This window comes from Halotia branconii CENA392 (assembly GCF_029953635.1).
Classification (GTDB): domain Bacteria; phylum Cyanobacteriota; class Cyanobacteriia; order Cyanobacteriales; family Nostocaceae; genus Halotia; species Halotia branconii.
In genome coordinates this window covers 4,007,619-4,020,770 of record NZ_CP124543.1, presented here as the reverse complement: position 1 = coordinate 4,020,770, position 13,152 = coordinate 4,007,619, and the positions used below count along the sequence as shown (strand labels likewise).

The following is a 13,152-nucleotide window of genomic DNA, read 5'->3' as shown; positions in this document are numbered from 1 at the left end:
GTATGGTTATGTTTGACCATTAATTCGATCAAGCAGGGGAAATACTTACTACTTTACTACCACGCTGATTCAACCGTTGGAGTGTAGGTGAAAGTTGGTCGTAGGCAACAACATACTCACTCATGCTGCGCCGAATTTGGGGCGTGCGACTACTAGAAGATTGCATTACACGCACTCGATAGATCTGTCCGCGATCGCCACTGGTTGTACCAGAAAGTCCTTTTCCAAAGGTCGGTGTCCGCACTGGATTTGCTAAGTTACGAGCTAGATCGTGAGTTAGCCATGCTGATTTATTTTTGCCTTGGGCGCGATCGCTGTTTGCATATCCCTGATAAAGTTGCAACATGCGGTTAAAACCGACGGTTTTTTGTCCGCGTTGAGTTTCAAATCCCCGGTAATATGGAACGATGGACTCTCCAAAACTTTCTTGATATTCCACAGAGTCAATATAAGAATTAATCTCTGCTTCGTATCCTTCTTCAATGTAAAGATTAACATGGTAGGTAATCTCTGACTCGTTATAAGGTGCGCGACCAAGAAGATGCTTATAGTTCAGTTCGATAAAGCGAACCTGGGGCGTTGAGTGAAAAAACTTTTGTCGGTACAATTCTGACTGAGCCAAAGCGCGCACAAAATCCCGGACTGTAATGTCACCTTTGCGAAGTAGCGATTCGGCACTGATTAAGTGTTCTACTTCCATCAGATGGTCGTTGCCAAATACCTGACGATAAGCGGCACAAATCACTGCTTGCACATCGCCCTCAGTCCAATTTATCGGCAATTCTACAAGAGATGGCTCTGCAAATGGCTCAAACCCTAACTGCCTAGCTGCCATAGAACTTGTCATGATCTTAGCTCCTGAATATCAGAAACAACATGCCCAGAACCACAGACTACTTTATGCAACGAAACAAAGCATTAACCACAAAACAAGGTTTAAAGCCGTACTTTATACCGCTGCGCTAATGCTCTTGGGGTAGGTAGGTTGAAACCCCAATGCCAGTTTTCTCAAGTTGAGCCAGCGCCTTGCGGATGACTTAGTTTTCTCTATTCCCTGTTCTCTGTTCCCTGTTCCCTTACATAGTATTCTGCTGTTCTGGGCTAGAAAATACCCTTAGCTTAGGGCATTAATGGCATAGTCAATGTAAGAATTAGCTTCTACAGCTGGATCTCCACTCAAACCGTGGTTATTTTTGACATGCTTGAGCGCTTCTATATACCAGCTAGGAGACAATTCAAAGGTTCTGTTAATTTCAGCCAGTCCACCAATGAGATAGTCATCCATTGGGCCAGTGCTGCCTGCAATTAAACAATAAGTAATCATGCGGAGGTAATATCCAATGTCCCGCGCACACTTGTCTTTACCTGTTTGGGTTGAAGCATAATTGGAGCCTTGCATTTGAGTGGTGTAAGGAAATTTTTGATACACCGCATTTGCTGCACCATTAGCCAAGTTTTGAGCATTGGAGCTTAATCCTTTAGCAGCTTCCAAGCTAGCAGCAGCTTGACGGAACCGACCAAAAGCCACTTGAATTTCTGTGGAACTGAGAAAGCGTCCTTGAGAATCTGCTGTTGCTACTGCTTCTGTTAAAGGAGTTTTCATGCTAAATATACCTCTTGTAAAATTTTGCAAAATCGTTGTCGTAAATCTAAAGACAAAAAGTCTTTATTTATGGGAATTTAAGCTACTGCTGAAGCTGCACGGTCGAAGTAGCTGCCTAGTTCAGACATCAGGCTGTTACAATCACCACGAGTAACTCCATCGGGGTTATTAGCGATCGCGATCGCTGCTTCTTTCATCTTGCTGACACCAGTTGCTACGGAACTACCAGGAACACCTAAAGCTACATAAGTTTCCCGTAAACCATTCAAGCAGCGATCGTCTAAAACGCTAGCATCACCTGCAAACACAGCGTAGGTCACATAACGCAGGATAATTTCCATATCCCGCAAACAAGCTGCCATGCGGCGGTTGGTATAAGCATTACCACCAGGTGCGATCAATTGAGGTTGCTCTGCAAATAATCCCCGCGCTGCATTAGCTACAATCGCAGAGGAATTTGAGGTGATGCGGTTAACAACATCCATCCGCTTAGTACCTTCAGCCACCATATTTTTCAACGCATCAATTTGAGTATCGCTTACGTATTCGCCTCTGGTGTCTGCTTGAGCAACTACTTTGGTAAAAGCGTCTAGCATTCGATCTTCTCCTGTTATGACATGAGTTAAAGTGGTTCAAAGGCTGACTGGTGCAGAATATTGAGCCGTGAGTATTGATGAACGGGCAAACAAAAGCTTTTGAAGGCGTAACAAAGGAGAGCTCAGCCTCTAACGCTGTTTTTCGATTCAGAGCAACCCACTACACAGCCTAATAAACAGATATGCATGACAATCAATTCCCTAAATATTTAAATAAAGTTTGAGGGAATCTGAACCCTGACCTAGTAGTCAAGAGTTCAGTGCCTTTTGAACCACCTTTGATTAAAGCAACCTGTTTGTGCAAATTTTGTGCAATTTTTTAAACATCCTGAGGGAGTTGATTAAGAAATATAAAGACATACTCAAACCCTTATTTATCAGATGTTTCAGCACTTTTCAATCATATTGCTGTTTTAATATTTCTTTACATTTCCTATTAAGAATTGACGCTCTCCCCATTCTGCTGCGCTTCATCCGGGGATTTTTACTTCAATAAAAGTTAGACTGCTCCTAGCTTGACAAGAGACATTATTGCTCTCATTGCCAGAATATAATGCAGGCAGTTAAACATACTAGACCAATGGCATAGCTAACTATATTTATTTGCCTAATGAACAAATCTTTTTAATAACAATGTGACATAATCCTCAATACTTACACAAACACTCAACTCTCTGTTTGAGCTAATATTTAACAATTGACTAATCTTGCCTGGGCTAAATCACGTATTAACAACGTTTTAGAATGAATATAAGCGCTCAGAGTGTTAGTTTCTTGAGGATTAAGTGCTTTTTGCTTCTCTATTTGCTCTAATAATTGCTTGACTAAATCTGTATCGTTGAGTCCAAGAAGAGTACTAGTTTGAGTTTCTTCAACTATAGACCAAAGTTGACGTAATATTTTTGAGTTTATAGAATACGTTTTCATAACTGCTCCTCAACTAAATCCGTTAATAAAGTTACTAACAAAATCTAAAAAAAATCTTAATTTACTACATCTGCATAAAAGTTTAAATATTACGTAAGTTTAACAATTAGATGTAAATCTAAATGAAACATCAAATTGAGTTATTAAAACTAGATCAAGTCTTGGCTAAGATTTATTTACAAACTATAGGATTCATATTTAATTTGGAGAAAAAACTTAGTACACTCCTAAATCCCTGTTTTCCTGCGATGTACTGAGCGTAGCCGAAGTGTTCCCCTTAAGAGTTCCCTTCCTATGCAAATATGTTCATTAATCAAATTGGATTCCTATATGCAAAACGTCAACCCTCATTTTACATAAATTGGTATTTAATGAATGTTTGTCTGGTAAACAATATTTATAACCTAGGATAGAGGTATTTTCATATTTTATTTATGAGCAGTTATTTGGAGATATATAACTTGACAAACCTTCCCAAAGAAAGATTGAGTATCGATACTTAAGAAAGACGATTATTACGATTCTTGGCTATTAAAATTTATTTAACTTTTGTTTTAATTTAGAAAAATATCATGAGACTAAATTTAGTTTTATTTTGGGTAACGTTGTCGTTTGTAGTTGTAGGTGCAATTACATTACTTCTTCAGCCTACTATTGACTTTCATTGATCCATGACTTGGGGGTTGCAAAGGTAAATAATTGTTAATCAAGTAGTCGAGTTAGATGTTTTTTAGTAATGTCTGCATTTAAAAAACCTGATGATGATAAAGTACTAATTGTAGTTTGTGTTTACTCTTCAAAGCGTATACACACCATTACTTTATAGTGATTGCTTACCTGTGGCTAGGTAAAGCGATCACCTTTCTGAAATTTTGTAGTAGAGGGTGTGGGGGGGCTGCCACCGCAACCCTGAACTCATTACAAGACATACAATCTTATTGGTTGATTCCTGTGGCTAGGGGTTGATCGCGGGGCGATCGCTGTAACGGAACTGCGATCGCTTCTCATAAAGTGAAATTACAAGTACTGCATTTGCGTCATGTAGGTGTTGAGCAAAACAAGTTTAGTTGGCGTTGCATAAATGCGGGATGATTTTTATCACGCAGAGGTGCAGCGAAAAGTTGTCAGGAGGGTTTCCCTCCGTAACCCAATACTACTCGGTTAAGGATCATTGTAGGTTGGGTTAAACGAAGTGAAACCCAAAAAAAACCCAGACATGTTGGGTTTCGTTCCTCAACCCAACCTACAAAGATTAAGCTTTTTGAGCTTAACCGAGCAGTATTGCTCCGTAAGCAACTTCTCAAGACAGAGGCAAGGCAGCGCGTTGGGCGGGTTTCCCGACTTGTAGACGCTTCTGCGGCTTCCCGCAGGGTAGCGACTGCCGCGCAGAGAAAATAAGGAGTTTTAGATATCAACACATAAATTTCATCCCTAGATTCAACAACGCCGTTTAGTTTTGTGCCTAAAATGCTTAGCATATCTGTATTTGAAGGCTATTTTACTAAAATTTAGGTTAACGCAAGTATACAAAATCCCTATCAGAGATTGAAATAAAAGACCTGTAAAAACAGAGATTGATAATGCTTAGACCGAATCAACGTCAGAAATTAGACGATACAGATGACAAGCTGTTTTATGCTTATCCGCGCTTCGTTACCCATGTCGATGAAGGATTTATTCAACAGCTAACAGATTTATATCGCGATCGCCTCCAACCCAACACGCGCATACTAGATATGATGGGCAGTTGGGTATCGCATCTACCAGAAGAAATGCAATTTGCTCATGTTGAAGGACATGGACTTAACGCTGAAGAACTCTCACGCAATCCCCGCTTAGATCATTACTTTGTACAAGACATCAACGAAAAGCCCCAGCTACCCTTTGGAGATCAAGATTTTGATGCTGTCCTCAATTGCGTTTCAGTGCAGTATATTCAATATCCAGAGGCAGTCTTTTCAGAAATTTACCGTATCCTTAAACCTAGTGGTATAGCTATTATCAGCTTTTCTAACCGTATGTTTTTTCAAAAGGCGATTCAAGCTTGGCGGGACGCTTCAGAAGCTACCAGGGTGGAATTAGTTAAAAACTACTTCGCCTCAGTACCAGAGTTTACAACCCCAGAAATTATTACTCATAAATCTACAGCGCCCAATTTTTTGCAGTGGTTGGGTGCAACCGGAGGAGATCCATTCTATGCTGTGATAGCTCGTCGTAGGTAAGAAAAAGGGACTGGGAATTAGGGGTTAGGGGCTAGAATGGTGTATTTTATTCATAAAAAAACCACTATATGATCAAATAGTAAATTTTTGCAGCTAAAGTCGACAACAGCGCTGATAATTGCCTCAAAGCTCAAGTACAAGGAAAAGCCAAAGATGATTTTAAACCGTAGGCACAAAATTTTAGCTGCTTTTTTACTGTCTGTCGTATTGCTAACTACAGCCTGTACTCCTAAAGTACCAGGACGTTTTGACCAAGTACAACAAGAAAGCAGTAAACAAAAAAGTGGTCAAGCAGTTGCCAAAAACGCTACCCAAGGCGAGAAATTTAATAAATTCTTTCCACCGAAGCAAGCTGGGTATGAGCAAGTATTTACCCAAGAGAAAAAGGGCTTTGCCGAAGCAAAGTTAAAAAAAGAAAATAAAGAATTAGCCGCCCTATCGATTTCTGATACTACTAGTACACCTAGTGCAGCAGCAAAATTCTCGAAGAGTACCAAAAAGATTGCCGGCTATCCAGCTGTTGAAGTAGGTAAGACGCAGACTGCAATTTTAGTAAATAAGTACCAAGTAAAAGTACTTTCTCGCGATTCATCATTTACCGCAAGCGATCGCGCAGCTTGGATCAAGAAATTTAACCTAACTGGTTTAGCTAAACTCAAATGACCTGTAATACTGTCATTGAAATAACAAAACCTAAATAAGTGAGATTTTTGTGAGCAAATCAATTTTTGAGTTGGTTGATGAACTACCAACTAGCGGCTTGACCATTTCTATGTTAAAGTCTTTAGATTTTGTTGCTCCTGGTGAGTGGCAAAATACTGTCGGCTTTGTTAACACTATTAGGGACGTAACTGGCGAAACCGACGAAGATTTAATTCAGCAGATTGGCGAACGAGCGATTTATCTCTATAATGATCGCTCCCAAGGATACCAACGAGCTATGTGGCTCTATCAAACCGTTGATAATACAGATAAAGCCCTTGGTGCAGCAGCTTTAGCTAACAAAGTTGGTGAAAAAATTCCCCTTTTGAGTTTTTTAAATTCTGTCACTCCTAAAGCAGATAAAGCTCAAACTATTGATTTATCGTTGAAATTAGTCGCCGAATTAGTAGCTTTTTGTCAAATCAACGGTATTCCTGGAGATAGTATTGGGGATTTTGTTGCTTCCTTGGGTGAGTATAGTGGCGAGTCACTCATGCGGATGGTGGCGTTAGTTTGCGTTGATGGTTTAATTCCCTTAGGGCCAGATTTTATTAGCAAAGCTATATCTGCACTCAATCAAACAAATCCCCAGGAATTAGAAAATAACTCGACGTTCAAAGGCATCCAAGATGCGATACCGGGCAATAATGCCAGTAGTAAACTTAACTTTATCGGCGAGAGTTTTGATTCAGTTAAAGGTTGGATGAGTGGACTAGTTAATGGCAATAATTTAACGCCCCAAAAGGTTGTTAATCACTTGCAAGGTTTTGTGGAAATTGCCGATGACAAGTTAGATTACCTGGCAGCATTCCTCGATATGTCCACGAATTATTACGAACACACAGGTACACAAACTTTAGCACGCCGCTTGATTGAACGAGCAGTAGCTGAAATTTAAGATGACAACTAAAAGGTATTGTTAACTCAATACCTTTTTTTAATGAGACATATTATGTTGAGGATTCATCTGCATTCTGGGTTGTTGCTGTTCTATACTAGTTGGGTTGAGTTGCATTAAACTCATATTAATTTTTCCAAAGCTGAGTAGTCCCATTGCGATCGTTCCAGCACTAAATAACCCCATTGAAACAAATCCAATCGAAACAACGCCCATTGGTACTAATCCAATCGAAATCAAACCGTGGGGAATTGCACCAATCGAAATTAATCCATGAGGGGAGACACCAATCGAGAATAAACCATCATGCGGTGAGATGCCTATGGATAACAGCTTTAATTTATTGTGTTTGTCGGTCATACAAGCTAAATTCAGTCTAGAAGCAGCTTAGGCATAATAAATAACCGACTCAGATATGTCAAAAGACAAAGTGTCATACTTATACCAAGTATGACGTATACAGCGAAGGTTTAAAATACAGCATATTTCACATAAATTAAGGACACGGGTAGGGACACAACATGTTGTCACCCTACTCATTTGCAATCTGCTTAAGCAATAACTCTCCAAAACTCTTATTTCTCTGTGTTCTCTGCGTTCTCTGTGGTTAGATTTTTCTTCCATTACCTGCGCGGAATTTATGACATTGTTGAATAAATTAATTACTTATTTATTCATAACCAAAACTAACTTCAAACTTCTTTGCCAATCTGGTAAAATCAACCCAAAATTATTAGTCAACTTTTGACTATTTAACAAAGAATACGCTGGTCTACTGGCTACTGTAGAATAATCTTTAGATTTAATTGCTATCAATCTCTGTAACTTGCGCTCATCATATTGGACATCATAGGTAAATATTGCTTGAGCAAATTCATACCAGTTAGTTTCTCCACTGGCTGTTAAGTGATAAACTCCAGCTTTTTCAGCAAAAAAACTAGATACATCCTGTCGAGCTTGAGATAAAATCTGTGCTGTAGCTTCAGCAATTACACGACTCCAAGTAGGTGCGCCAATTTGGTCATTAACAACTTTAATTTCTTCTTTCTCTAAAGCTAGCTTTCGCATAGTCAGTAAAAAATTTTTACCTCGCAACCCATATACCCAACTAGTGCGTAAAATTAAATGTGGTACTCCTACAGATGCGATCGCCTGTTCTGCTGCTAGTTTAGTTTTACCGTAGGTATTCTGTGGGTTAGGTTGATCTGATTCTGTGTAGGGTGTGGTCTTTGCGCCATCAAATACATAATCTGTAGAATAGTGAATTATCGCTGCACCCAATCGCTTTGCTTCCTCAGCCATGATACCAGGAGCAATACCATTAATGGTCATTGCTAATTCTGGTTCCGATTCGGCTTTATCTACCACCGTGTAAGCAGCGGGATTAATAATCAAATTCGGTTGAACTTCTCGAATAATATAGCGAATAGTATTTGGTTGAGCTAAATTTAGCTGGCTGCGTCCTACAGAAATTACTTCACCTAAAGTCATCAAAGTGCGTTGCAATTCCCAACCCACCTGTCCAGTAACACCTGTGAGGAGGATTTTCATGCAAACACCTCTGCGTCTGGTAGCAACTTAGCAATTTGATCTTTAGCAGAAAGTATGGGTTTTGTTTGAATTGGCCAAGCGATCGCTAAATTAGGATCGTTCCATAATATAGTACGTTCATGCTGTGGTGCATAGTAGTTTGTCGTTTTATACAAAACTTCAGCATAAGCTGAGAGTACTAAAAAACCATGAGCAAAGCCTGTTGGTATCCATAGTTGTCTTTTATTTTCAGCAGTGAGATTTGTACCTATCCATTGACCAAAAGTAGAGGAACTTTTTCTCAAGTCCACAGCCACATCAAAAACTGCACCTGATACTACTCGTATTAATTTACCTTGAGGTTGCTGAATTTGATAGTGCAAACCACGTAATACATTTTTGGTAGAATAAGAGTGATTATCTTGGACAAAATGTTCAGTAATATCTACTTTTTCTAGAAAAACTCTTTCGTTGTAGCTTTCATAAAAAAAACCGCGATCATCTTTAAATACATGCGGTTCAATCACTAGTATATCAGCAATCTCTGTCTGTATAATATTCATTAATGTACCTTTATAACTACATTTTTATATACTAAATATAATTATTGATTGATAATCTATAAAAGTTGTAAACTATGATCAGTAGACGATTCCTTGATATTTGACGGTGATATTGTCGGTAACATTTGCTCATTTTCTAAAACTTGCATGAGATATTGACCATAGCTACTTTTTGCCATAGATTCAGCTAAATATTGGAGTTGGCAAGAATCAATATATCCTTGATAATAAGCAATTTCTTCTATACAAGCTATTTTTAATCCTTGTCGTTCTTCTAAAGTTTGAATAAAACTACTTGCTTGGTGTAGAAATTCGTGAGTACCAGTATCTAACCAAGCGTATCCTCTTCCTAAAAGTTCTACTTGCAGTTGACCACGCTGCAAATAAACTAAGTTTAGATCGGTAATTTCTAACTCATTGCGATTAGAAGGTTTGAGACTATCAGCGATTTCTACAACTTGGGCATCATAAAAGTAAATACCAGGAATCACGTATTTAGATTTAGGAATTATAGGTTTTTCTTCTATACCGATTACATAACCGGATGCGTTAAATTCGATTACCCCATATTGTCGAGGATCTTTCACTTGATAGCCAAATACTAATCCACCGTGGCTCAATTTGGCAGCCCGATTTAATACTTCTGTTAAACCATGTCCATAAAAAATGTTGTCACCTAAAATTAAGCATACTGGCTCGTTAGCAATAAAATATTTGCCTAGAATAAAGGCTTGAGCTAAACCTTCAGGTTTTAGTTGGGCAATATAACTAAACTTTAAACCCCACTGACTACCATCATGCAACAGTCTTTGAAATAATGGTAAGTCGTTAGGTGTAGAAATAATTAAAATCTCCCGAATACCTGCCAACATTAAGACAGACAAAGGATAATAAATCATTGGTTTGTCATAAACAGGCATTAGTTGCTTACTAATAACATGAGTTAATGGATAAAGACGAGTTCCAAAACCGCCAGCCAAGATAATACCTTTCATAATGCATTGCTAAGATTTTCTGTTTTCATAGTTTTGTTTTAGCCAGTTTTGGTAAGCTCCTGAGCGTACCTGATTTACCCAATCAAAGTTATTGAGATACCACTGAACTGTCTTTAATAAACCACTGTCAAAATTTTCTTGAGGTTGCCAACCTAAATCACGCTTGATTTTATTACAATCAATGGCATATCTTCGGTCATGACCAGGACGGTCTTTAACAAAAGTCATCAAAGAAGAGTAACTAAAATCAGGTTTAGGAACCAACTCATCTAGGATGGCACAGATTTTTTCTACTACACTTAAATTGGTTTGTTCATTCAGACCACCAATATTGTAAGTTTCACCCATTTTGCCCTGTTGTAGAACCAAATAGATAGCTTTACAGTGGTCAATAACATAAAGCCAATCTCGGATATTTTGCCCGTCTCCATATATAGGTAAAGGTTTACCATCTATAGCATTGAGAATAGTCAAAGGAATTAATTTTTCTGGAAACTGGCGCATTCCATAATTATTGGAGCAATTTGTTGTTAAAGTGGGCAGTCCGTAAGTGTGATAGTAGGCTCGTACAAAATGGTCAGATGCTGCTTTAGATGCTGCATAAGGACTATTAGGTGCATAAGGTGTATCTTCTCGGAAGGCTGGGTCTTTTAGGTTAAGTGAGCCGTAAACTTCATCTGTTGAGACATGTAAAAAGCGAAATTGCTGTTGTCGTTGTGAAGATAGTTTTTGCCAGTAAAACCTGCTTGCTTCTAGTAAATAAAATGTTCCTAAAACATTAGTCTGGATAAACTTTTGCGGATTTAAGATAGAACGATCAACATGGCTTTCCGCAGCAAAATTAATAATTGCATTTGGTTGATATTGTTCTAGTAAATAAGTTACTAACTCAATATTGCCAATATCTCCTTGTACAAGATGGTAATAATTATCATTTTGGAGTTCTGCTAAATTTTGTAGGTTACTTGCATAAGTCAATTTGTCTAAATTAATTACATTTAACCATTGGTTATTTCTGGCTAAAAGAATAAAGTTAGCACCGATAAAACCTGCGCCTCCTGTAATTAATGCTGTGAGCATAGTTTTAAAAAATATTATTTGTAATCGATGTTAATTGCTTTTTAATAAAATGAAAATAGAAAAGATTTTTTCTTAAGAATTTTAATCTTTACCAAACCTTCCCCCTCATCCGCTAACTTAAAGATAGTCCGTTAGGAATGCCCTGATGTATCAAACAGACCCTCCCCGCCCTGCGAAAGAAGCCTTACCTACAATGTATGATCTTCCCAGCGAGAACCCTGAGGAACCTGGCTTGCCTGACGAATTTCACGCTTTCCAACCCCAACTCTTGCGCGATACGTTTTCTCCACCCGACTATCAACCAGAGCAGGTATTTGTTGCCAGTGACTTAAACCTCTACTATGATCCTCATCATCCACTATGGTACAAACGCCCAGACTGGTTTGCGGCTGTGGGAGTATCTCGCCTTTATGAACAACGAGATTTGCGTCTGAGTTATGTGATTTGGCAAGAAGGCGTTGCTCCCTTCGTTATGGTAGAGTTGCTGTCTCCTGGGACAGAAAAAGAAGACTTGGGGCAAACTCTACAGGAAGTTAACCAACCCCTAACAAAATGGGAAGTTTATGAACGAATTTTGCGAGTTCCATATTACATTGTATTTAATCGCTACACTGATAAATTACAAGCTTTCCAGCTAGTTGCAGACCGCTACAGTGGGTTGAATCTGATTACACCACGGATATGGATGCCTAGTCTGCAACTAGGGTTAGGAATATGGCAAGGTGCTTACCAAGGAATTGAGCGATTGTGGTTGCGCTGGTACGATGCAGAGGAAAATTGGGTTCCTACTCCAGTAGAACGGGAAAGCCAAAGGGCTGAGAGATTAGCGCAAAGTTACGAGAATTGGGAATTGATCCAAACTAATTCGTAATTCAGATCAGTTCTAAACAGCTTTTAAAATCTCTTCATCAATAGAGAAATCTACCTCAGCTTTATCTTGCCCAGTTGCTAAATAATCATTTTCCAAGGCATCGTTAAGCCCAGAAATCAAATCATATTCAGGCTGCCAATTTAACTGTGTTTGAGCCTTATTTACTGAGGCGAAGAAATGCTGCACCCGCATTGGAAAAGCCTTACGCTTACCAAAATCAAATTTTTTCGGGTCGTAGTTAACAATTTTGATAGCATCGGGTGATTTGCCAGCAGCTACAGCACAAGCACGGGCTAAACCATTAAAAGTGACATAGCGATCGCCTGAAACATTATAAATTTGTTTTATCGCCTGCTGATTGCCTAAAACTTGAGTCATGGCTGTGGCTAAATCTTTGACATGTCCTAGCTGAGTAATATGTAATCCATTCCCAGGAATAGGAATTGGGCGATCGCGCACAATTCTGTCAAAAAACCAGCTTTCTAAGTCATTATAATTACGCGGCCCGTAAATATACGTTGGGCGAATCGAAGTAAATGGCAGTCCTTGTTCATTCAAGTAAGCTTCCGTTTCATGCTTACCCTTATGGCGACTTTGAGGATCTACTGCATCCCCTTCGATGTGGGGCATTTGGTCAGATTTGAGATACACTCCCGCAGAACTCATGTAAACAAAGTGTTGCAAGCGGTCTTGAAAAATTTCTGCCAATGGTTGAGTATCTGTCAGTTCTCGGCCATTGTTGTCGAAAATAGCATCAAAATTTTCTGAAGATAATTTTTCTTTTAGCTGGGTGGGGTCAGTGCGATCGCCTATAATTTGTCCTACCCCCTGTAAAGAAGGTATAGGACGATTACCACGATTGAACAGCACTACTTCATGTCCTTTTTCCACCAACAGTTGCGTTAGGTAAACACCAATGAACCTAGTACCACCCATAATTAAAATTCGCATAAATTTCCCATTCTTATTTTTAGTTTTTAGGGGCTAGAGAGCAGAGAAGCAGGGGGCAGTGATAACTGATAATTGATAACTGATAACTGTCTATGCCCCATGCCCTATTCCCTATCTGAGGTTATCAGGTCTGGAACCTCTGGAGAAAGAATAACGTCTTAGGTTTAACCTGGGGCGCTTCCCGTTCGTTGATTGCAAAGGGAAACTTTTCAGT

General features: G+C 39.0%; 14 protein-coding genes. 4 read left to right on the top strand and 10 right to left on the bottom strand.

Translation table 11 applies throughout. The features are described 5' to 3' along the window. Window positions 1-28: 28 nt before the first annotated feature. From QI031_RS17630 to QI031_RS17615, 4 genes are all read right to left on the bottom strand, one after another. A complete protein-coding gene (locus tag QI031_RS17630; RefSeq protein ID WP_281480956.1) occupies window positions 29-847 on the bottom strand; it encodes a phycobilisome rod-core linker polypeptide in 819 nt (272 codons plus the stop codon). A 267-nt stretch (window positions 848-1,114) separates the two neighbouring features. Further along, window positions 1,115-1,603, bottom strand: a complete 489-nt coding sequence (gene cpcA / locus QI031_RS17625) for a C-phycocyanin subunit alpha (RefSeq protein ID WP_281480955.1) — start codon at window positions 1,601-1,603, stop codon at window positions 1,115-1,117. A 77-nt stretch (window positions 1,604-1,680) separates the two neighbouring features. Further along, window positions 1,681-2,199, bottom strand: coding sequence for a C-phycocyanin subunit beta (gene cpcB, locus QI031_RS17620; protein ID WP_281480954.1), 519 nt, complete (start codon window positions 2,197-2,199; stop codon window positions 1,681-1,683). Window positions 2,200-2,889: 690 nt separating this feature from the next. Next, window positions 2,890-3,126: a hypothetical protein gene (locus QI031_RS17615; protein WP_281480953.1), complete on the bottom strand. Its 237-nt coding sequence runs from the start codon at window positions 3,124-3,126 to the stop codon at window positions 2,890-2,892. A 1,577-nt stretch (window positions 3,127-4,703) separates the two neighbouring features. Between QI031_RS17615 and QI031_RS17610 the strand changes: the two genes are divergently transcribed. From QI031_RS17610 to QI031_RS17600, 3 genes are all read left to right on the top strand, one after another. Then, window positions 4,704-5,348 carry a class I SAM-dependent methyltransferase gene (locus QI031_RS17610; RefSeq protein ID WP_281486068.1) on the top strand — a complete coding sequence of 215 codons (645 nt, stop codon included), beginning with the start codon at window positions 4,704-4,706 and terminating at the stop codon, window positions 5,346-5,348. 153 nt (window positions 5,349-5,501) lie between these two features. Then, entirely contained in the window at window positions 5,502-6,011 is a 510-nt protein-coding gene (locus QI031_RS17605; protein WP_281480952.1) for a hypothetical protein, read from the top strand. A gap of 49 nt (window positions 6,012-6,060) precedes the next feature. Beyond that, complete coding sequence (locus QI031_RS17600) at window positions 6,061-6,948, top strand: hypothetical protein (protein WP_281480951.1); 888 nt, start codon at window positions 6,061-6,063, stop codon at window positions 6,946-6,948. A 39-nt stretch (window positions 6,949-6,987) separates the two neighbouring features. On the opposite strand, the gene QI031_RS17595 is transcribed toward QI031_RS17600, so the two are convergent. The 5 genes from QI031_RS17595 to rfbB all read right to left on the bottom strand — a co-directional run bounded on the left by QI031_RS17595 (window position 6,988) and on the right by rfbB (window position 11,116). After that, complete coding sequence (locus tag QI031_RS17595) at window positions 6,988-7,308, bottom strand: hypothetical protein (protein WP_281480949.1); 321 nt, start codon at window positions 7,306-7,308, stop codon at window positions 6,988-6,990. Window positions 7,309-7,614: 306 nt separating this feature from the next. Beyond that, window positions 7,615-8,499 (bottom strand): dTDP-4-dehydrorhamnose reductase, encoded by an 885-nt coding sequence (rfbD, locus tag QI031_RS17590; protein WP_281480948.1) that lies wholly within the window; start codon window positions 8,497-8,499, stop codon window positions 7,615-7,617. Further along, on the bottom strand, window positions 8,496-9,041 hold the full coding sequence (rfbC, locus tag QI031_RS17585; RefSeq protein WP_281480947.1) for a dTDP-4-dehydrorhamnose 3,5-epimerase: 546 nt from the start codon (window positions 9,039-9,041) through the stop codon (window positions 8,496-8,498). The genes rfbD and rfbC overlap by 4 nt, the downstream gene beginning before the upstream one ends. Window positions 9,042-9,097: 56 nt before the next feature. Beyond that, a complete protein-coding gene (gene rfbA, locus QI031_RS17580) occupies window positions 9,098-10,036 on the bottom strand; it encodes a glucose-1-phosphate thymidylyltransferase RfbA (protein WP_281480946.1) in 939 nt (312 codons plus the stop codon). A gap of 9 nt (window positions 10,037-10,045) precedes the next feature. Next, a complete protein-coding gene (gene rfbB, locus QI031_RS17575; protein WP_281480945.1) occupies window positions 10,046-11,116 on the bottom strand; it encodes a dTDP-glucose 4,6-dehydratase in 1,071 nt (356 codons plus the stop codon). 145 nt (window positions 11,117-11,261) lie between these two features. Here rfbB and QI031_RS17570 point away from each other — a divergent pair, with 145 nt between their 5' ends. Further along, window positions 11,262-11,987, top strand: a complete 726-nt coding sequence (locus tag QI031_RS17570) for a Uma2 family endonuclease (protein WP_425525973.1) — start codon at window positions 11,262-11,264, stop codon at window positions 11,985-11,987. Window positions 11,988-11,999: 12 nt separating this feature from the next. Here QI031_RS17570 and QI031_RS17565 read toward each other — a convergent pair whose 3' ends face one another. After that, window positions 12,000-12,938 carry an NAD-dependent epimerase/dehydratase family protein gene (locus QI031_RS17565; protein ID WP_281480944.1) on the bottom strand — a complete coding sequence of 313 codons (939 nt, stop codon included), beginning with the start codon at window positions 12,936-12,938 and terminating at the stop codon, window positions 12,000-12,002. Window positions 12,939-13,152: the final 214 nt, after the last annotated feature.

Excerpts from the sequence above, each read along its gene's own strand:
- QI031_RS17630 (WP_281480956.1), bottom strand. The coding sequence starts at position 847 with ATGACAAGTTCTATGGCAGCTAGGCAGTTAGGGTTTGAGCCATTTGCA.
- cpcA (WP_281480955.1), bottom strand. The coding sequence starts at position 1,603 with ATGAAAACTCCTTTAACAGAAGCAGTAGCAACAGCAGATTCTCAAGGA.
- cpcB (WP_281480954.1), bottom strand. The coding sequence starts at position 2,199 with ATGCTAGACGCTTTTACCAAAGTAGTTGCTCAAGCAGACACCAGAGGC.
- QI031_RS17615 (WP_281480953.1), bottom strand. The coding sequence starts at position 3,126 with ATGAAAACGTATTCTATAAACTCAAAAATATTACGTCAACTTTGGTCT.
- QI031_RS17605 (WP_281480952.1), top strand. The coding sequence starts at position 5,502 with ATGATTTTAAACCGTAGGCACAAAATTTTAGCTGCTTTTTTACTGTCT.
- QI031_RS17595 (WP_281480949.1), bottom strand. The coding sequence starts at position 7,308 with ATGACCGACAAACACAATAAATTAAAGCTGTTATCCATAGGCATCTCA.
- rfbD (WP_281480948.1), bottom strand. The coding sequence starts at position 8,499 with ATGAAAATCCTCCTCACAGGTGTTACTGGACAGGTGGGTTGGGAATTG.
- rfbC (WP_281480947.1), bottom strand. The coding sequence starts at position 9,041 with ATGAATATTATACAGACAGAGATTGCTGATATACTAGTGATTGAACCG.
- rfbA (WP_281480946.1), bottom strand. The coding sequence starts at position 10,036 with ATGAAAGGTATTATCTTGGCTGGCGGTTTTGGAACTCGTCTTTATCCA.
- rfbB (WP_281480945.1), bottom strand. The coding sequence starts at position 11,116 with ATGCTCACAGCATTAATTACAGGAGGCGCAGGTTTTATCGGTGCTAAC.
- QI031_RS17570 (WP_425525973.1), top strand. The coding sequence starts at position 11,262 with ATGTATCAAACAGACCCTCCCCGCCCTGCGAAAGAAGCCTTACCTACA.
- QI031_RS17565 (WP_281480944.1), bottom strand. The coding sequence starts at position 12,938 with ATGCGAATTTTAATTATGGGTGGTACTAGGTTCATTGGTGTTTACCTA.